Genomic DNA, 19139 nt, shown 5'->3' with positions numbered 1-19139 from the left:
TTCATCCAGTCTCTCCACCGCTCCTTGTTCCACCTCATGGCAGATCGATCCGGTAGCCCACCCCACGCAGCGTGCGAATGAGCTTATGTTCCTTATCCTGAAGCTTATCGCGCAGGGAGCGAATATACACCTCGACAATATTATCTTCTCCGCCAAAATCATAACCCCACACTCGGTCCAGAATACGCGCCTTGCTGAGCACCAGACCATGATTGAGCACCATAAATTTCAGAAGCTCATATTCGGTAGGTGACAGCTCCAGCACCCGATCAGCATGTTTAATCTCCTTGCGACGATCATCTACACGGAACGGCCCATAGGTCACTTCTCCAAGCAGATCAGGGAACTGATTGCGGAGCCTTGCTCCGATCCGGGCTAGCAGTTCTTCGAAATTAAAGGGCTTGGCCAAATAATCATCAGCACCCAGCTTAAGCCCCTTGACCCGATCATCCACCTCATCCTTCGCCGTCAGCATAATTACTGCAATGTTATCCCCTGTCTCCTTCAGGCTACGGCACAGCTCAAAGCCATTCATCTCTGGCATCATGACATCGAGAATAGCTACATGCGGTCGATATTCCCGTGCCAGTTCCAGCCCTTCACTTCCATTAGAAGCTGTCCTCACCTCATAGCCTTCATTTATCAGGCCGAATTCCAGAAATTGCAGAATATGTGGCTCATCATCTACAAGCAATATCTTGATTCCATTCATGGTAGTCATACGTGCGACATCCTCTCTATATCTCAAATCCTCAGCTAGTCCATGGCACACTGCTGAAGCCATTGTATTGCTACAGCATCCACTTCAAACGGCTGCATTTAGCCATTCCCTCTACAATTTAATATTTCCATTATGACGCAACTCGGCTAACGATGGCACTGAATTTTCACTGAAAAAATTGATGGTCGCCGCATCACCAGACATTTCAGCTAATTTTCAGCGCAGCCTCATGAGTACTTCAGGTATTCGGTCCACTATATAAATAAATTCATACAAGAGTCGGGAGTGAACGGATATGTGGCGCAGGCTTACAACATTATTGAACAAAATAGACATCCCACTGCTGTGCATCCTGCTATTCTCAGCCTTCCTCGGTGGTTATAACATCTGGCAGGATCACTACGTGAACACATATTACACGACAGCGGTCGCAAGTATGCTCCAAAGCTGGCACAACTTCTTCTTCGTGTCACTTGACTCAGCTGGTTCGGTCTCCATCGACAAGCCTCCTGTTACGTTCTGGGTGCAGGCAGCTAGCGCCTATCTCTTTGGCTTGCATGGTTGGAGCGTCATCCTTCCACAAGTCCTGGCTCAGATCGGTTCTGTACTCTTGGTGTACGCGTTGCTAAAGCCTACGTTTGGCCTGACGGCAGCACGGCTAGGTGCATTTGCTATGGCATGCACACCCGTAGCTGTATCCGTAAGTCGGACGAACAATATCGACAGCATGCTGGTCTTCACCTTGCTTTTGGCGGCATGGCTTCTATTTCGTGGCATTCGCCGCAGCTCCGGTAGCTCTATCATCGCTTCCTTTGCCTTAATCGGTGTCGGCTTCAATATGAAGATGCTGCAAGCCTACATGGTTATTCCTGCCTTCATCCTTTTCTATGTTCTCGCGGCGAGTGTACCTTGGAAGCGAAAAGTAGCTACTCTTGCTGGGAGCGCTGCAGCCCTGTTGATCATCTCCCTCTCCTGGCCGCTAGCAGTGGATTCCACTCCGGCTGATCAGCGACCTTACGTAGGAAGCAGCGGGACGAATTCCGTCATGAATCTGGCCTTTGGCTATAATGGCATTGCTCGTCTTACGGGAGATCGTGGGCAAGGGGGCACAGGGCAGAGCGATGGTAGAGAGAATACACGTCCTGGTAATCTCTCGAATCAGACGAACTACAACAATCAAGACAAGCGTGAGATGGCACAAGATCAGATCAACGGTAATGGTGGTGCTCGAGCGAGTTATGGTCCTGGCGCTGGAGGTGCAACCGGTGGGGGTCCTGGCACAGGAGGTCCAACTGGTGGAGGCCCAACCAGCGGAGGTCCTGGTGGCGACAGGCTGAATAGTGGCGGGATGTTCGGAACAGGGACCCCTGGCCCACTCCGTCTATTCCAGAGCGAGCTGTCCGGTCAAGCGAGCTGGCTAATTCCATTCGCTGTGCTCGCAGCGATTAGCATTCTTTCTCGTCGTCGCATACGGAGCTGGTCGCTCCAGCAGAAAGAGGTCCTATTCTGGCTGGCCTGGCTCATACCGATTGCGGGATTCTTCAGTATTGCAGGATTCTTTCATCATTACTATCTCATTATGCTCGCACCTCCACTTGCTGCGCTGCTCGGGGCAGGCTGGGTGAGCATGTGGGAGCAATACCGCTCCAGAGGGAGCAGTTGGACAGCTTGGCTATTGCCAGCATCCATACTCCTTACAGGCGTGTTCGCTTGGTATATCATGAAGGGCTACACCGAGAGCATCGGTAGCTTCTGGCCCCATACCGCCTGGGTCACAGGTGTGATCGGTGCAACCCTGCTTCTATGGATTCGAGCTACCGGCGGCACCGATGGACAACACGCCACCTCGGACCGTCGCTATATGATTTGGGGCAGACGACTAGCTGTCATAACTGGCTTGATGGCCCTCTTCATCGGACCTATATACTGGGCGGCTACTCCCATTACTTATGGGCAGAATAGCATGACTCCGCAAGCAGGTCCAAGTCAAGTAGGTGATCGCGGAGGAAGGGGCGGTCCTGACGGTGAGCGGGGTGACGGAACCCAGTCTGCCATGAACCGAACTACACCCCCCGGGATGCTTAGTTCCTCAGCAGATGCAAGTGATGAAGCAGCTAGTGCAGATGAAGCACCTGGTACGATGACCAGATTCCCTGGAGCAGTCAGCCTCCCGACAAGGGGATTTGGTATGGGCGGTACACCACAGGCAGATGAGAAGCTGCTTCAATATCTTCGCCAGCATAATACGGACGAGACTTACTTATTAGCAACCCTGAACTATACAGCTGCTGCCCCTTATCTGATTGATTACGGGGAGAAGGTCATCATTTTACACGGCTTTGTGCAATCTGATCCTGTATATGATACCGATAAGCTGCAGGCGCTCGTGGAGAGCGGTCAGGTAAAATACTTTCTCGTGACGAGCGGCATGGGCAGTGATCGCTCTGAGCTCGTCAACTGGATCAAGGAGCATGGCCGAGAAATCCCTGCGGCCGAGTGGCAATCGACAGCGTCTGCCTCTGCTCAGCTGTACGAAGTATCCTGGTAAGGAGGACACGACAATGACCCACACCAAGCAACTGACAACCATCCGTTATTCGGTAATAGTGCCAATGTATAATGAAGAAGCTGTCATTCAGGAAACCTATCGCAGAATAAAACACGTCATGCGAGAGCTAAGCGAGCCTTACGAGCTAATCTTTGTAAATGATGGCAGCAGCGATCGTAGCGCAGATATGATCAAGGATTATAGCTCTACTGATGAGTCCGTTATCCTGGTTGATTTGTCCCGTAATTTCGGTCATCAGCTAGCTATTACAGCAGGAATGGATTATGCCATAGGTGATGCGGTCATTATTCTGGATGCAGATTTACAGGACCCACCTGAGCTGATCCCGGACATGGTCGCTAGATGGCAGGAAGGCTATGAGGTCGTCTATGCCCAGCGCGTCAAGCGTCACGGCGAATCCTGGTTCAAAAAGCAGTCCGCACGAGTATTCTATCGGCTCCTGCGCGCATCCACAGACATCTCAATCCCCGTCGACACAGGCGACTTCCGGTTAATGGACCGTAGGGTCGTGGATGAACTGAAGCGTCTGCCTGAGAACAATCGCTTCGTGCGAGGTCTGGTCAGTTGGGTGGGCTTTCGCCAGATTGCTGTGGAATATGAGCGGGATGAGCGATTTGCGGGGGAGACGAAATATCCGCTAAAACGGATGCTCAAGTTGTGTCTGGACGGCATGACTTCCTTCTCTTACAAGCCGCTGAAGCTGGCTGGATACCTCGGTGCTCTTCTCTCCCTCTCTGGCTTTCTGTATATGATCTATGTACTGTGTGTCCGTCTGTTCACGGATAATGCCGTTAGAGGCTGGTCTTCACTAATCAGCCTACAGCTGATATTTGACGGCATGATTCTCGTCATCCTGGGGATTATCGGGGAATACGTAGGGCGGATCTATGATGAGACCAAGGCACGTCCGCTCTACATTGTCCGGGAATGTGTCGGGCTCGAACGTGGACAACAGCTCCACTCTTCTGAGCAAGCTGCCCGTGCCCAGCACAATGAAGATACCTATGATGCTAACGGTCCAACGGTGAGCCCTACAGCAAGCCCCGCGACAGCAAAGATGGTGTATACGCACGGAAGTCTGGATTCATCACGCCCGAGAAGAGGAGCTTGAACGAATGAAGCGAATAAGGTCAACTGAACCGACACCACGGCAGACACGCGACCGCATTCTGCAAGTCCGCCTTACTTCCTTCTTTCGCTTCGCAATTGTAGGCGTGTTGAACACGGCGATAGATTTCACTATTTTCCTATGGTTATCGTGGGTAGGGGTATCCATTGTGCTTGCCCAGGCTCTGTCCTATTCTGCAGGAACACTTAACAGCTATGTATTGAATCGAAATTGGACGTTCCGTGAGCGGAATCTCTCTGGTACATGGAAGTCCTTCGTCTCCTTCATCGTGCTCAACCTGATTACACTAGGCTGCACTACGATGCTACTTAGTCTACTGGATCAGCTCACCGACTGGACATTGCCAATCTGCAAGCTGCTCGCTACATTTGCCGGTCTCATGATCAACTACACAGGGAGCCGGTTATGGGTCTTCGTTCCACGAAGTGCAGAGACAGAACAGACCTAGAGTGGCATTGTAAACAAAAGAAGACTTGGAACTTTTTGCCGGATGTCTCCTGGACGTGTACAATAAGTGTTGAACGATGCCAATGCTCACCATCTAACAGTCTGTTATGGGAGCACGTATCGGTTCAATATGCAGAACAAGGGGGAGACAGCTTGATTCCCGAAGGAAATTTGCTGAGCAACATTGACCGTTTCACCGGATTCGCCGATGGCTATGATCGCAATCGTCCGCAGGCGCCTCAATTTGTCACTCGCATTCTTAGAGACTATCTGGGACACCGACCTGCACGAGTAGCCGATGTCGGCTGCGGCACCGGTTTGTCTACTTTTATATGGAAGGATGCTGCAGATCAGATCATCGGGGTTGAGCCCAGCCCGGATATGCTTACCTTAGCCAAGCACAAGCTGGCATTGTATACAGATGCCCCGCACATCAGCTTTGAACAGGGCTATTCCAATACCCTTCCACTACCTTCTTCCTCCGTGGATATCATCACATGCTCGCAGTCCTTCCACTGGATGGAGCCGACAAGCACGCTGAAGGAAGCAGGACGTGTGCTTCGTGAGGGCGGAATATTTGCAGCCTATGACTGTGAATGGCCTCCTTGTGCGAATTGGCACATTGAGACAGCCTATATGGACATTCTGGACCACGCCAGTGATATTATTCATCGGCTGGCAGATCCCCAGAACCGTCCGCTTAAGCTGGATAAGTCTGCTCATCTGCGACGTCTGGAGGAGAGCCATGTCTTCCGTTACACCCGAGAAATAGGCTTCCATCACACCGAGATTGCCGACGCAGATCGTTATATCGGACTGGTGCTAAGTCAGGGTGGTGTCCAGACGGTATTCAAGCTGGGTTCGAAGGAGCTGGATCAGAAGCTGATTCGTTTTGCAGCACTGGTACAGGACTATTTCCAAGGTCGGACGCTAGAAGTGGTATTCAGCTACCGGATGCGCCTGGGGATGAAGTAAATATGCCCCTCAGGCGCGTGCGACTGCTCCAGTATGGGTTATCTTTTTTGAAGATATCCTCACACTCACAGCTTAGTTCTAGACGTAATTCAGCATAGCTCATATGCGATCCAGACGCGTGCATCAGCGCTATACTCTTAGCTCAAAGCATTTAACTCAACGTCAGCAGCGAATGCAGACGCTCCGGGTAATCCGTGATGATGCCACGTACCCCATAACCAAGGAATACTCTCATCTCTTCCTCATCATTAACCGTAAAGGGATGGTACGCTACTCCAGCTTCTGCTGCGGACTTCACCCACTCTGGAGTGATCGCCTCTTTATAAGCATGAAGTGCCGTAGCACCAAGCGATTGTGCATATTGCCATGGACGATAGAGCCCTTCCATGTAGAGGACTCCCGTGCGGATATCCGGAGCTAGCCGATGGCATTCTACCAAGGAATAATGATTGAAGCTTGAGATGATAACCTGCTCCTCCAGACCGAAGCTTCGAACGGCAGCAGTGACCTCTTCCTCCAGACCCTCATAAGGAACTATTCCATTTTTAAGCTCCAGATTCAATACAATCCCGTGCTCTCTCCCCAGTTCCAGCAGCTCATGTAGCTCCGGTACGCGCTCCCCCTGAAAGCTCGAGTCAAACCAGCTACCCGCATCAAGCGACTCCAGCTCTACACTGGTCACATCCTTAACCAAGCGTGGCAGACCGGTTGTACGCTCCAGAGACTCATCATGAATCAGCACAAGCTTACCATCCTTTGTCCGCTGTACATCGGTCTCAATCCCCGTAGCACCCAACTCTATAGCCTGCCGAAAAGCAACCATGGTATTCTCCGGGCATGTACCGGATGCACCGCGATGGGCAAAATTAATAATTGGTGTTGTCGTCATCTATGTATACCTCCGTGTGTTTCTATTTTGATTCAGTCATCTCATATACACTAGTATGTCTATATATTTGTCCAAATCGTACTTACTATAACGTAACTTATTCATGTTCATGCTGTATGAAATAAATGTAAACCTATTGTGTGATTCGCAAACATCCGCTGACAGCGGGACACCAAACGGTGTTCAGCTACTGCTAGAATACTGGCTAGACGGTTGAAACGATCTAAATCATTCGATATGCTTGATGCCAGTTAAGAATGTAATACACACGAACCAAAGGAGAACAACCCATGAACCCGCTGTACAATTTGAACATTGGACCGCCCGCTGCTGGCGAGATCAGACAGATTCACCGCGTATTTGAGCTGGCGATCAGGGATGCCTTCAAGCAAGAAGGACTGGAGGCGCACCTGGAGGATATCAAATACGAAATTAGCCATAAGCAGGAACGCTTGGCTAATGCCCTGTACACACAAGAGCCTGCGCTGCACTTCCTGGTCGCCCGAGTGCGTGACGAGGTGGTAGGCACGATTTCTTACGGCCCCTCTGGCCAGCTGATATCCGAATGCACCAACGGACAGCTGAAGGATGTTGGGGAACTGGGAAGTCTCTATATTCTACCTGACTATCAGAATCGTGGCATTGGTTCTGCACTGATCATTGAAATGGTACAGCAGTTGGACAAGCAGGGGATCGAGCAATTCTGCCTCGATAGCGGCTATCGACGAGCACAGGTGCGCTGGACCCGGAAGTTCGGGCCTCCCTACGCAATTGCAAAGGATCGCTGGGGACCGGATTCCCCGCATATGGTGTGGCTGTGTCAGGTGCAAGACTGGATCAAATAAAGCCTTCTTGAGGCGTGACAGACACCTCTTTTTTCATAGCATCCCTCCCAAAACAGAAAGTGCGGACAGCATTGGAATTCTCCTCTGCGTCCGCACTTATTTACTCGTTTATTTACTCATTTATTACCTATTCTTTGTACATCATTCGATTACAAGCTATCCAGCCTGCCTGACATTACTTTTTCGCCAGACGAATAACGTTCCAGGAAGCCTTGTTCAGGCTAGCGGATACGACACCGCCATCCAGTTTCGCACTACCGCCGCTACGTGGCGCAACCTTCTCTTGTGCAGCCGAGTTGGTAGCCTTCAGATCATCACTTTCCATGACCAGATGCTCTACAATCTCGAAGCCCTCGAAGCTACGAACATCACAGTTCAGCTCCAGCGCATCATTCAGGTTACGGTTCACTGCGAAGATCGTCAGTTCCTCATTCTCTTCATTATAGACTACAGCGCTGTCCAGATAAGGCACATCTGTGAAGTCCTTGGAATCGTACTTCGGCGAATCCACGACTGGCATCAGGGACACACCACGTCCAAAGCGAGATGCATGCATGTAAGGATAGAAGATGGTCTGCTTCCATGCTCTGCCGTTATTCTCAGTCATGATTGGCGCAATAACATTGACCAATTGAGCCAGACAAGCCATACGTACCCGGTCTGCATGACGCAGGAAGGTAATCAGCATACTCCCTACCAACAGCGCATCCTCGAAGGTATAGATATCCTCCAGCTGCGGCGGAGCAATCTGCCATGGCTCCATTTTGCTATCTGCTTCGTTGGAATGGAACCACACATTCCACTCGTCGAAGCTCAGCATCATGGTCTTCTTGCTACGCTTCTTCGCTTTGATATAATCACAAGTCGATTTAATCGTATGGATGAAATGATCCAGGTCCATCGTCAACGCGAGGAAATTCTCTGTATCATTGTCACGGTTGCCATAGTATTGGTGCAAGGAGATGTAGTCTACAGCATCATAAGTATGATCCAGCGTCACAGCTTCCCACTCAGGGAAAGTAGTCATTCCTGTATTAGAGCTACCGCAGGCGACCAGTTCAATATCCGGATCTACCCAACGCATAACCTTGGCTGCTTCCAGTGCGATGCGACCATATTCATGCATCGTTTTGTGACCAATCTGCCACGGGCCATCCATCTCATTCCCCAGACACCAGGTCTTGATCTTATGCGGCTGCTCCACGCCATGACTGCGACGCAGATCACTCCAGTATGAACCACCCGGATGATTGCAGTATTCTACCAGATTGCGTGCGGCATCAATACCACGTGTCCCCAGGTTGACTGCCATCATGACCTCGGAGCCGACCTCACGAGTCCATTGGAAAAATTCATTCGTACCAATCTCGTTAGGCTCCACGGTTCTCCATGCGAGCTCCAAACGTTTGGGCCTGTCCGCAACCGGGCCTACGCCATCCTCCCAGTTATAGCCCGATACGAAGTTACCACCTGGATAACGAATGATCGGTACGTCCAGCTCCTTCACTAATTCCTTCACGTCACTCCGGAAACCGCTCTCATTTGCCAACGGATGTGAGGGCTCATAGATACCTCCATATACAGCACGACCCAGATGCTCAATAAAAGAGCCATATATACGTTTATCCACCTCTGCAATGCGGAACGACTTATCAATAATCATTTTTGCCTTTAAAGATTGTGCCATGGATACCATCCTTTCCAAATGTGAGGATACGGAGCCTCTCTTATCTGCAAGGACAATATAACATGATGAAGATGGATGGTCAATATTTTTATTAATACTTAATAATAACATTAATTAAAATGAAAATGATACGGATCTCAGTCTTCTTAAAAGTAAAAGAAGGCCGCCTGTTTAGGCGACCTCCCGACTTTGCATTGGATGTTCACGCAGACTGATTTACTTGATTCCAGATATCGTGTAATTATCGATGATATACTTCTGGAACATGATAAAGATCAGGACGATTGGGATGACCATAAATGCCGATCCCGCCATCTGGAGCGCATAGGCGTTTTCGTTCTGGCCCTTGAGTAGGGAGAGTCCGACAGACAGTGTGTACAGCTTGTCATCATTGGCAATGATCAGCGGCCACAAGAAGCTGTTCCAGCCGCCAATAAAGGTAAGAATGGCCTGCACGGCGAGAATCGGCGATGAGATCGGCAATACGATTTGCAAAAAGGTTCTGAACTCTCCAGCCCCATCCAGGCGTGTCGCTTCGAGCAGCTCATCTGGAATCGTCGTCATGAACTGCCGGAACAAAAAGATCGCAAAGGCGCCGACCAGACCTGGCAACACCACCCCGGCCATCGTATTCACAAGACTCATCTGGTTCAGGATTAGATACACCGGTATCATCGTGACCTGACCAGGAATCATCATCGTAGCGAGCACGAGGTAGAACAGGAAGCCACGGCCCTTGAATTTGAATTTGGCGAAGCCGTAGCCCGCCATGGCATTCAGGAACAGCCCGAAGAAGGAGAAGAACACAATAATAAGCGTATTGCCAAGATAAGTACCAAAGGCCATGTTATCGAACAAATTACGGAAATTATCAAGTGTGAACTGCTCCGGCCACAACGTCGGCGGAATCTGTGTTACCTCACTCTCCGGCTTGAAGGCAGACAGTAGCATCCATATGAAGGGCAACAGCATCAGAACACCGCCAAGCGTCAACAGAATGGCAACAACCCAGCGGAAGGTCCTCACGCCCCCAGCAGTCCGCTCGCTCGTCACTCCGGCTTGCTGAATAGCTGATTTCATCATGTCACCCCTCCTCAGGCTTCTTCTTTATTTTGCAATCTGAACTGGATTAGCGTAATGGTAATAATGGCGAAGAACAGCACGAAGGAGCCTGCCGCCGCATAGCCGAATTTACTGTACTGAAAGCCGTTCTGATAGATGAACAGCGCTGCCGAGGTCGTTCCGTCCAGTGGTCCCCCTTGGGTCATGACAAAGGGCTCCTCAAAAAACTGCAGCCAGCCGATCATTGTCGTAATGGAGACGAAGAAAATGGCAAAACGGAGCTGCGGAAGCGTAATATACCAAATCTGCTGCCAGAGGTTGGCTCCGTCCAGCTCAGCTGCTTCATAATAGGTCTTCGCAATACCTTTGATCGCAGCCAGAAATATAATCATGTTCAGTCCAATCCCGCGCCAGACGGCCAGAAGGATCAGAGCGATCTTCGCAAGAGTCGGGTTCGAGGTCAACCATCCTACAGGGTCCATTCCGACCTGGCCCAGCACATAGTTAAATAGCCCGAGCGATGGATTATACAGGTAGCTCCATATGACGGCGACAGCGACTACATTCGTGACAGATGGTATATAGTAGATAACCCTGAACGACTGGAACAGCTTTGACTCTCCCATATTGATCAAAATAGCCACAGTGAGAGACAGCAGCAGCACCAGCGGAACACCGACGATGACGTAAAACAAGGTGTTCAGCATAGCCGTATGAAACGCCGGGTCAGTCAGGACGTTGACGTAATTATTGAGTCCAGTGAACGATATATTCGCATAATCGACCAGACCTGCCAGATCCATATCCGTGAAGCTGATCACGAGGGCCAAGAGAATGGGCAGCAGAGAGAATAGCGTTAACAGAATCAGAGACGGCCCAATGAATAAATAGGGCACCAGCTTGGAGCTTCCTTTCATATCCTCACTTCCTTTGCAGTAGATGGCGACCATTACTTTCTGGGCTTGTGAAGCTATTTCTTAAGAATACTTACAGCCTGTTCATTGAAGGCATCCAGCTCTGTCTGTACATCGGCGCCTCCCCGATAAATCCGTTCGAAGCTCTTCAGGTATTGCTGTGCGATCTCTTCCCACGCTGCTAGCTGTGGCATGGGCTGTGCTTTATCCAATTGACCACGGATCACCTGCATATGCTCATCATTCTGTAATGATGGGTCCTCCCACGCCTCCTTTGCGGCTGGCAGAACACTCGCCAACTCCATCCACTTCAGCTGATTCTCAGGCTTGCTCATAAAAGCAAGAAAGCGTGCAGCCTCCTCCTGATGCTCGCTGAACTGGAAGACCGACAAATTAGAGCCTCCCAGCACGGAGAGATTGTTCTCCTTGGTCGGCAGCTCTGCTACAGCCCATTTCCCTTCCAGCTCTGGTGCCTGCTCCTGAATCTGCTTGATCATGAACGGCCCGCTAATGAACATGGGCACGATCCCATCCCCCTTCAAGCCCTGAATAGAGTCGATGCCAAGATCCAGTGCATTGGAGCCATTTTGGAAAAAGCTATTTAAATACGTCACCGCCTCCACGAACTCTGGTTGATTGAACAGCGGATTTCCCTGTGCATCAATCAGCTCAGAGCCGTTCTGACGTGCCATCATGAAGGATAGCGACTGTTCCTTATTACTAAAAGCAATTCCGTACTTGCCTTCTCCCCTGGCTGCGAGCTTCTTGGCTGCATCCGCCAGGTCCCCCCAGGTCTTGGGTCCATCCTCATAGCCGACCTCGGCTAGCAAGTCTGTGCGGTAAAAGAGCACCTGTGCCTCAGTGTACCAAGGAACGCCCACCGTCTTGCCATCATACTGCGTGGTGGATACTGCACCTTCAAAGAAGTTCTCCTGGCCGAGCTCAGGATAGGTCCGGGCGTAAGGGGTAATATCCAGCAGGGCTCCAGCATGCGCGAACTCCGGCACCCACGATGTACCCATCTGCACGATATCTGGGCCCGACTTGGAGCCTACTGCGGTCAGCAGCTTGTCATGAGCATTAGCCCACGGCAGTGCCTGCACCTCTACCCGAATGTCCGGATTCTCCTGCTCGAATTGTGCGGCCATCTCTGGTAGCGCCTTGGCCTCAGCTCCCATTCCCCATACGGTCAGCGTTGTAATTCCATCTTGATCTGCGTTGGAGTCGCTGGATGAACAGCCTGCCAATACGCCTGCCAGCAGCGTGGCTACAGCGATGAGGGTCCCCCATTTTTTGATCCACATAAGTGATATCCTCCCGTCTTATTCCGCCTTTACAAGGTTCGTATGCCATCATATCCAACAAAAAATGTACACACTTTACTATAAAACTTGCCATTTGCTGGGTTCAGCTTAGTTTAGAGATTTTCACGACATAGGTTAGAGTTTTCACCAATAGAAACGTTTCGATTAACATTATAGACCAACTTGTAACCGCATTCAATATGGATAATTCGATGGAACTTCTAAAATATAGAGCATAAACTACGCTCTTCATACAAAAGTTCAAAGCTTAGTCCTTGCAACTCAACTAGATACTCGTTAGATACCCGTTCTCAGAGCATTCCAAACAGAAGAAAATTAGCGGTTTTCAGCTTTTTTTTCTGTTTACCCTGTTTGACTCCCCCTTTGAAAGCGTATATAATCCTGTGTACATCGCTATAGAAACGTTTCGAAAGACAGGTTACACACATACACACACCATTAACTCATTACCATCAACTCGTTACCTTCAGTTTGTTAACATCAACAATTCACAGTACTTCAACGACATGAAAGGAAGGTCCGATCATGCCCACGACATATACAAATCCTTATGTTACTAAGCTCCAGCTGGGAGACCTGACGTTCTCATTCCTGCGAACCGGGGATATTCACCGTATCTCCTATCAGGACATCATGATTAATCAGTTAATAAGCAATCCGCTTGACGGGTCCTTGAACAACATCTATTTACGTCTGTTCGATCCGAATCACACTCGGCTATTCCCCCTGCTGGGTGCGCAATCCAGCCATACCATGCAAGAATTTCGGCAGCTCGGAGAGCAGCAGCTATATTGGGACGGGCAAGCCGATGAGGTGCACTATCGTGTAACCTTCACACTTACTCCGCAAGGCGTGTGGTTCTGGGATGTAGAGCTGAATGGACTACAGACAGAAGCTGATCTCATTTATGGACAGGATCTGGGTCTTGCGGATACAGCAGCCGTGCGCAGCAACGAGGCCTATCTATCACAGTATATTGATCATACCGTATATAATCACGAGCAACAGGGCTTCATCGTCTGTTCAAGGCAAAATCAGCCCCAGAGCTCTGGATTTCCATATCTACAGCAGGGCTCGCTAAGCGCGGCTATCGGTTATTCCACAGACGGGTTCCAGTTCTTTGGCCTTGACTACAAGCGTACCCATCAGCCTGCTGCCTTGGAGCTGCCGACCCTTGCGAACCGCATCTATCAATACGAATTCGCGTATATCGCATTGCAGTCTGAACGGATGATCCCCACAGATGATAGCAAGACCCCTTCGTCTAGCTTCACCTTTTATGGTCTGTTCAGACCGGATCATCCCGCTGCAGTGACCCAAGCCGATTATGAGGATGTGCTTCGTGAAGCCAGACAGGGAATGCCTGATGTACCACGCTTGCACGCTCATCCGACAACAATAGATACGACTCGATCAGTCATTGCTGAGACAGGAATCCATCCAGACGCCAGGTTCACATTGACTGAAAGCCGGCCTAAGCAGACTGGAGATCAGCAGACCAGAGGTTACTCACCCGGACAAACGTTTATCGGCAGCCCCTTCACCGCTCTTGAGCTGGATGACTCCGAGATTGAGCTGCTGTTCCCCAATAGATACGAGGAAGAGCGAGAGAATGAACAGCTTCTGTCTTTCTTCAAGGATACCTACGAGCATGTCGTACTCCAGGCCAAAGAGCTGCATGTAGAGCGCCCACACGGGCATATTCTGATGGGAGGTCATCGCAAGTCTCCAATCCGCACAAGGATGACGACAACCTCGTACATGTACGGGATCTTCAATGCGCAGGTCGTGACCGGGAATACGAATTTTAACAAGCTCATCACTCATGCCCGTAACGCGCTCAATGTCACGAAGACCTCCGGGCAGCGCATCTATGTCGAGCTGGACGGGCAATACCGCCTGTTAGCCATGCCTTCAGCCTTTGAGATGGGCTTCAATTATGCACGCTGGTATTACAAGACCAGTGACGATGTCCTGATCGTGACGAATGAGACCACCGTGGAGCAAGCTGAGCTTAAGCTGCACCTGCACTCCGAGGCAGGCAAGAGCTATCGGTATCTGATCACCCAGCAAATCAGCATGCATATGCACGAATACGAGGTGCCTTACCAGATGAAGGTACAGGAAGGGTCGCTCCTGTTCCACGCCGATCCTGAAGCTCCCAGCAGCAGAGTCTACCCGCAGTTGGAGTACCGCTTGCTTCTGGAGGGTGCGAGCATGAGCATCGGTGACGAGCGTCTGCTCCATTCGACTGCCCAGCCTGGTGAAGCTTCATTGGTCGTGCTGGCGCTTGAGCCTTCGTCGGAATGGGAGCTCACAATCAAGGGCCTGCTACATGGTGAGAATAGAAATGATGAGATCAGCCATAGGCAACCTGCCGATTCATCCCTGACAGAACATCAAGATCAGGCCGAGCAAGCGGAGTTCATCAAGCAATTAGCTCAACCCTATCATCATCCCGCTCAACTGCCTAGTCCTGAGCGTTCCAGTCCGTCAGCAGTATGTCCCGACAGAGCGAAGCATTTCGAGCAAAAGCGTGAGCAATATCGCCGTTATATAGGCGACCTGCTGCAGGGCTTTCGCTTGACACAGGCAGGGCAAGAGAGCGAGGAGCTATTCCGCATGAACGCGGTCGCATGGTGGTACACCCATAATATGCTGGTCCATTATTCCGTTCCTCATGGGCTGGAGCAGTATGGAGGAGCGGCCTGGGGGACAAGAGATGTATGTCAGGGACCTGTGGAATTCTTCATGGCTACTCAGCAGTTCGATGAGGTCCGAAGCATCCTGTGCACCGTGTTCAGCCATCAATATGAGGATACAGGTCATTGGCCGCAATGGTTCATGTTCGACGACTACGTACAGATCCAGCAGGAGGAGAGTCACGGTGACATTATCGTCTGGCCCCTGAAGGTGCTGGGTGATTATTTGACCGCTACCCGGGACTACAGTATTCTGAAGGAAAAAGTGCCTTATATGGACCGAGAGCGCCTGACCTTCACGACGCACTCGGCAACCGTGCTGGAGCACGCGCTGAAGGAGCTGGAGTACATCCAGCAGCATTTCCTACACGATACCCATCTGTCTGCTTATGGGGACGGTGATTGGGATGACACACTTCAGCCCGCCAATGCCGAACTGAGGCAATATATGGCCAGCAGCTGGACGGTAGCGCTCACGTATCAGGCGGTGGAACGATTCGCCTCCGCGCTCGCAGCAGCGTCTAGCTTCCCTGCCCTAGTGAAGAGGCTGCAGAGCATGGCTGAAGGCATTCGCCAGGATTTCGACCGCTACATGCTGAGCGATGATGTCATTCCAGGGTTTATTTATATGAAGCAACCCGGGCAAATGAAGCGCATGCTTCATCCATCCGATATCGAGACAGGTATTGCGTACCGTCTGCTTCCGATGACGCGCAGCATGATTAGCGAGCTACTGACTATGGAACAAGCAGAGGCTCATGAAGCCATCATTCACGAGCATCTGTTATGCCCCGATGGAGTTCGGCTCATGAATCGTCCTGCCAGCTATCACGGAGGGGTCAGCAGTCGCTTCAAGCGAGCCGAGCAAGCGGCTAACTTCGGACGGGAGGTGGGGCTGCAATATGTGCATGCTCACATCCGTTATGTCGAAGCCATGGCCAAGCTCGGACGACCCAAGCAGACGTGGAACGGCCTGCAACAGATTAATCCCGTTGGGCTTCGTCACGCTGTTCCGAATGCCGCACTGCGCCAGAGCAATGCTTATTTTAGCAGCTCAGACGGCGCATTCCATGATCGTTACGAAGCCGAGCAGCAGTTCGAGAAGCTTCGCACCGGAGAGGCCGCCGTCAAGGGAGGCTGGAGAATCTATTCCAGTGGACCTGGCATCTATCTCGGGCAGCTCATCACCTCCTGTCTTGGCATTCGGCAGGAAGGTGGCGATCTCGTGCTAGACCCGGTCCTGCCGGCGACAATGGACAACCTGGAGCTTCGCTTTGCTTTTGCAGGACACGAGATTTTATTCCGCTATCAACACACGGGGCAAGGACAGCTCCAGGCTTCTCTCAATGGGCAGCCACTACCGACTACTCCATTGTCGAACCGTTATCGCACTGGCGGTATTCGTATCTGTCGGGAGGATGTTATCGCCGCCTGTCGGGAAGAGAACAACCTGATGGATATCAGGATGAAATAAAGAAGAGAGATAAGGGAGGGAAGCGATATGGTCAGCATTAAGGATATTGCCCGCCAAGCGGGTGTATCCATATCGACTGTCTCCTACGCCCTGAACGGAAGCGACAAGGTGACTCCTGAGACCAGCGCACGCATTCTGGCCATCGCCAAAGAACTGAATTATGTGCCCAATGCCGCAGCAAGAAATCTGAAGAAACAAGAGACACGCATTATCGGCGTATTCCTGACGGATTTCAGCGGGGATGTGTATGGTGATCTATTATATGGCATCAAGGAAATTCTGAATCGCAAGGGCTATGACCTGATTGTATGCAGTGGCAAACAGTCACACCGTATGCTACCAGAGCGCATGATTGATGGAGCGATCATATTGGATCAGACCTTTGACAGTGATGAGCTATTGAAGTACGCCGACCTCGGGCACAAAATGGTCGTACTGGACCGGGAATTACAGCATGCCAATATTAATCAGGTGCTACTGGACAACAAGGCCGGAGCTACACTGGCTGTTGAGTATCTGCTAGAGCTTGGACATCGGCAGTTCTATGTGGTAACTGGGCCCGAGGGCTCATACGATTCCTGGCAGCGGCTCCATGCTGTCCGGCAGACCGTTGAGCGCAGTGGAAATGCTTCGTTCATCGAGATTCCAGGGAACTTCGAGAAGTCTGGCGGTGAGCACGCAGCTGAATATATCCTCCAGCACACGAACGGTCCAGCAGCCGTCTTCTGTCTGAATGATGAGATGGCCGTGGGCTTTTACAACCGAATTGCAGCTACTGATCGGCAGATCGGACGGGATCTTCACCTCGTTGGGTTCGACAATATCGAGCTAGCTCATTATATTCAGCCTCGGCTGACCACCATTGATTATTCGAAGCGAAAATGGGGAGCTGTCGCAGCAGATCAGCTGCTGAGCATTCTGTCGGGGGCAGCCGTGGAGCACGAGCGCATCTATGTCACCCTTGTCAAAGGCGAGTCTGCGACCGCTGTGGGCCCAGGCTAATGCCAGAGAACACAGCTAGTGATTTTTGACTGCATACGCTCTAGGGCTTGAATGACCTACAATGATCCTGACTTGCTGTCCATCAGCTTATCAACTTCATTCACAACGAACAGCAAGCTTAATAGTGATCGACAGAGCTTCACAATTGCAGCAGTAATATAGCTGAAGCCACTACAGTAACAAAATATAGAGCCTCCAGCCCGGATAGCCAACATTGGTCCGGGTGGGGGCTCTTCAGGCTCTTCAGGCTCTTTAAGTACTTTAGGTTCTTCAATTCCTTCACTCTTCTAGCACTCTGCCCCTTTTTCTCAGGGTGACACAGGACGCTCCAAGTCCATTTCCTACTGCTTGTCACTTTCAGCTTATATTCAGTGGGCATTTAGAGAGAATTCATATACACAGACTAGAATGACCTTGTAAGACAATCCATGACTGAAGGGCGGAAGTAAAGATGAACAAACATACAACGAAGCGCAAAAACACCAAGCAAATTCTCCTCGCAGGAACTATGGCAGCTGCTCTATTCGCAGGTGGTACGATCTGGTCTGCTCAAGGAGCACAGGCGGCGACGGCCAGCGCCACAAGTGCAACCGGCAGCAAACAGGCTCAGGCTCAAGGCACTCAAGCACCTGAAGGACGTGGCGGCTTGGGGCACTTCGGCAATCAAGGCTTGTCCACGCAACTGCAGGGCTGGCTCTCCCTTGACAGCACTACACTGGAAAGTAAGCTGAAGGACAAATCCCTCGCCGAGATTGCAGCAGAGCAAGGCGTGGACAGTGCAGCCTTGAAGACGAAGATCGCTACTTGGCTGGAGAATAACCAATCCACAGACCGTCCAGCGAATGTGAACAAGACCGGAGACACGACGACGAAGGACGCAGCAAAGGCTCCAAACTACACCGAGCTTGCTGGCAAGCTCCTGGAGAGCAAGGGAAGCTTCAAGGCTGACGGTCCGGGAGAAGGGGGGAAAGGCGGCATGTTCGCCAACAATGCAGAGCTGGCAGCATTGCTCGGCTTAACACAGGACGAGCTAAGCAAAGCGCTGCAATCCGATAAATCCCTTGCAAGCATTGCCACAGCCCAAGGTGTGGATGTGAACAAGGTGATCAGCCTGCTAGTCTCCCAAATGTCGCAAAAGACCGCTGATCGCCCAGCTAACGACACAGCTAACGGCTCTGCCGACAAGAGCAAGCCAGCACCTTCAGCTGACGATCTGAAGAGCCTTGTCACCAAGCTGGTGAACGGCGAGCAGCCAGCCAGACCAGACCATGCTGCACCGAAGACTCAGCAATAAGATTGAACTTTTGAATTTATAGTTGGCTATACCTGCACACCCACAACTGGAACATACCAAAAGGTCGAAGATGGACTCTGTTCGAGTGCAAATCTTCGACCTTT

14 protein-coding genes are annotated in these 19139 nt (G+C 51.0%); 8 read left to right on the top strand and 6 right to left on the bottom strand.

The window, feature by feature from the left end:
• Positions 1 to 34 precede the first annotated feature (34 nt).
• Complete coding sequence (locus tag MKX74_RS01605) at positions 35 to 721, bottom strand: response regulator transcription factor (RefSeq protein WP_018886916.1); 687 nt, start codon at positions 719 to 721, stop codon at positions 35 to 37.
• A 295-nt stretch (positions 722 to 1016) separates the two neighbouring features.
• On the opposite strand from MKX74_RS01605, the gene MKX74_RS01600 reads away from it, so the two are divergent.
• The 4 genes from MKX74_RS01600 to MKX74_RS01585 all read left to right on the top strand — a co-directional run bounded on the left by MKX74_RS01600 (position 1017) and on the right by MKX74_RS01585 (position 5841).
• The gene (locus MKX74_RS01600; RefSeq protein ID WP_341177285.1) at positions 1017 to 3269 is read left to right on the top strand and encodes an ArnT family glycosyltransferase; all 2253 of its coding nucleotides are present in this window, start codon (positions 1017 to 1019) and stop codon (positions 3267 to 3269) included.
• A gap of 13 nt (positions 3270 to 3282) precedes the next feature.
• Complete coding sequence (locus MKX74_RS01595) at positions 3283 to 4401, top strand: glycosyltransferase family 2 protein (RefSeq protein WP_341177284.1); 1119 nt, start codon at positions 3283 to 3285, stop codon at positions 4399 to 4401.
• A 4-nt stretch (positions 4402 to 4405) separates the two neighbouring features.
• Positions 4406 to 4867 (top strand): GtrA family protein, encoded by a 462-nt coding sequence (locus tag MKX74_RS01590; RefSeq protein ID WP_341177283.1) that lies wholly within the window; start codon positions 4406 to 4408, stop codon positions 4865 to 4867.
• A gap of 152 nt (positions 4868 to 5019) precedes the next feature.
• Positions 5020 to 5841, top strand: coding sequence for a methyltransferase domain-containing protein (locus tag MKX74_RS01585; protein WP_133570013.1), 822 nt, complete (start codon positions 5020 to 5022; stop codon positions 5839 to 5841).
• 151 nt (positions 5842 to 5992) lie between these two features.
• Here the strand turns inward: MKX74_RS01585 and MKX74_RS01580 are convergent, their stop codons facing one another.
• Positions 5993 to 6730, bottom strand: a complete 738-nt coding sequence (locus MKX74_RS01580) for a glycerophosphodiester phosphodiesterase (protein ID WP_341177282.1) — start codon at positions 6728 to 6730, stop codon at positions 5993 to 5995.
• Between the two features lie 290 nt (positions 6731 to 7020).
• Between MKX74_RS01580 and MKX74_RS01575 the strand changes: the two genes are divergently transcribed.
• Positions 7021 to 7575, top strand: a complete 555-nt coding sequence (locus MKX74_RS01575) for a GNAT family N-acetyltransferase (RefSeq protein ID WP_341177281.1) — start codon at positions 7021 to 7023, stop codon at positions 7573 to 7575.
• Between the two features lie 175 nt (positions 7576 to 7750).
• Here the strand turns inward: MKX74_RS01575 and arfA are convergent, their stop codons facing one another.
• The 4 genes from arfA to MKX74_RS01555 all read right to left on the bottom strand — a co-directional run bounded on the left by arfA (position 7751) and on the right by MKX74_RS01555 (position 12542).
• Positions 7751 to 9262 carry an arabinosylfuranosidase ArfA gene (gene arfA, locus MKX74_RS01570; RefSeq protein ID WP_018886923.1) on the bottom strand — a complete coding sequence of 504 codons (1512 nt, stop codon included), beginning with the start codon at positions 9260 to 9262 and terminating at the stop codon, positions 7751 to 7753.
• A gap of 216 nt (positions 9263 to 9478) precedes the next feature.
• A complete protein-coding gene (locus MKX74_RS01565; protein ID WP_025680661.1) occupies positions 9479 to 10342 on the bottom strand; it encodes a carbohydrate ABC transporter permease in 864 nt (287 codons plus the stop codon).
• Positions 10343 to 10356: 14 nt separating this feature from the next.
• Positions 10357 to 11241 (bottom strand): carbohydrate ABC transporter permease, encoded by an 885-nt coding sequence (locus tag MKX74_RS01560; protein WP_341177280.1) that lies wholly within the window; start codon positions 11239 to 11241, stop codon positions 10357 to 10359.
• A gap of 53 nt (positions 11242 to 11294) precedes the next feature.
• A complete protein-coding gene (locus MKX74_RS01555; protein WP_341177279.1) occupies positions 11295 to 12542 on the bottom strand; it encodes a sugar ABC transporter substrate-binding protein in 1248 nt (415 codons plus the stop codon).
• 546 nt (positions 12543 to 13088) lie between these two features.
• Here MKX74_RS01555 and MKX74_RS01550 point away from each other — a divergent pair.
• From MKX74_RS01550 to MKX74_RS01540, 3 genes are all read left to right on the top strand, one after another.
• Positions 13089 to 16739 carry a GH36-type glycosyl hydrolase domain-containing protein gene (locus MKX74_RS01550; protein WP_341177278.1) on the top strand — a complete coding sequence of 1217 codons (3651 nt, stop codon included), beginning with the start codon at positions 13089 to 13091 and terminating at the stop codon, positions 16737 to 16739.
• Between the two features lie 27 nt (positions 16740 to 16766).
• Positions 16767 to 17741: a LacI family DNA-binding transcriptional regulator gene (locus MKX74_RS01545; RefSeq protein WP_341177277.1), complete on the top strand. Its 975-nt coding sequence runs from the start codon at positions 16767 to 16769 to the stop codon at positions 17739 to 17741.
• Between the two features lie 451 nt (positions 17742 to 18192).
• Positions 18193 to 19035 (top strand): hypothetical protein, encoded by an 843-nt coding sequence (locus MKX74_RS01540; RefSeq protein ID WP_341177276.1) that lies wholly within the window; start codon positions 18193 to 18195, stop codon positions 19033 to 19035.
• Positions 19036 to 19139 lie beyond the last annotated feature (104 nt).

It is taken from the genome of Paenibacillus sp. FSL K6-1230, assembly GCF_038002385.1.
Taxonomy (GTDB): Bacteria; Bacillota; Bacilli; order Paenibacillales; family Paenibacillaceae; genus Paenibacillus; species Paenibacillus massiliensis.
The sequence above is the reverse complement of the archived record's forward strand: the minus strand, read 5'-3'. Positions and strand labels throughout refer to the sequence as shown.

Excerpts from the sequence above, each read along its gene's own strand:
- MKX74_RS01605 (WP_018886916.1), bottom strand. The coding sequence starts at position 721 with ATGACTACCATGAATGGAATCAAGATATTGCTTGTAGATGATGAGCCA.
- MKX74_RS01600 (WP_341177285.1), top strand. The coding sequence starts at position 1,017 with ATGTGGCGCAGGCTTACAACATTATTGAACAAAATAGACATCCCACTG.
- MKX74_RS01595 (WP_341177284.1), top strand. The coding sequence starts at position 3,283 with ATGACCCACACCAAGCAACTGACAACCATCCGTTATTCGGTAATAGTG.
- MKX74_RS01590 (WP_341177283.1), top strand. The coding sequence starts at position 4,406 with ATGAAGCGAATAAGGTCAACTGAACCGACACCACGGCAGACACGCGAC.
- MKX74_RS01580 (WP_341177282.1), bottom strand. The coding sequence starts at position 6,730 with ATGACGACAACACCAATTATTAATTTTGCCCATCGCGGTGCATCCGGT.
- MKX74_RS01575 (WP_341177281.1), top strand. The coding sequence starts at position 7,021 with ATGAACCCGCTGTACAATTTGAACATTGGACCGCCCGCTGCTGGCGAG.
- arfA (WP_018886923.1), bottom strand. The coding sequence starts at position 9,262 with ATGGCACAATCTTTAAAGGCAAAAATGATTATTGATAAGTCGTTCCGC.
- MKX74_RS01565 (WP_025680661.1), bottom strand. The coding sequence starts at position 10,342 with ATGAAATCAGCTATTCAGCAAGCCGGAGTGACGAGCGAGCGGACTGCT.
- MKX74_RS01560 (WP_341177280.1), bottom strand. The coding sequence starts at position 11,241 with ATGAAAGGAAGCTCCAAGCTGGTGCCCTATTTATTCATTGGGCCGTCT.
- MKX74_RS01555 (WP_341177279.1), bottom strand. The coding sequence starts at position 12,542 with ATGTGGATCAAAAAATGGGGGACCCTCATCGCTGTAGCCACGCTGCTG.
- MKX74_RS01550 (WP_341177278.1), top strand. The coding sequence starts at position 13,089 with ATGCCCACGACATATACAAATCCTTATGTTACTAAGCTCCAGCTGGGA.
- MKX74_RS01545 (WP_341177277.1), top strand. The coding sequence starts at position 16,767 with ATGGTCAGCATTAAGGATATTGCCCGCCAAGCGGGTGTATCCATATCG.
- MKX74_RS01540 (WP_341177276.1), top strand. The coding sequence starts at position 18,193 with ATGAACAAACATACAACGAAGCGCAAAAACACCAAGCAAATTCTCCTC.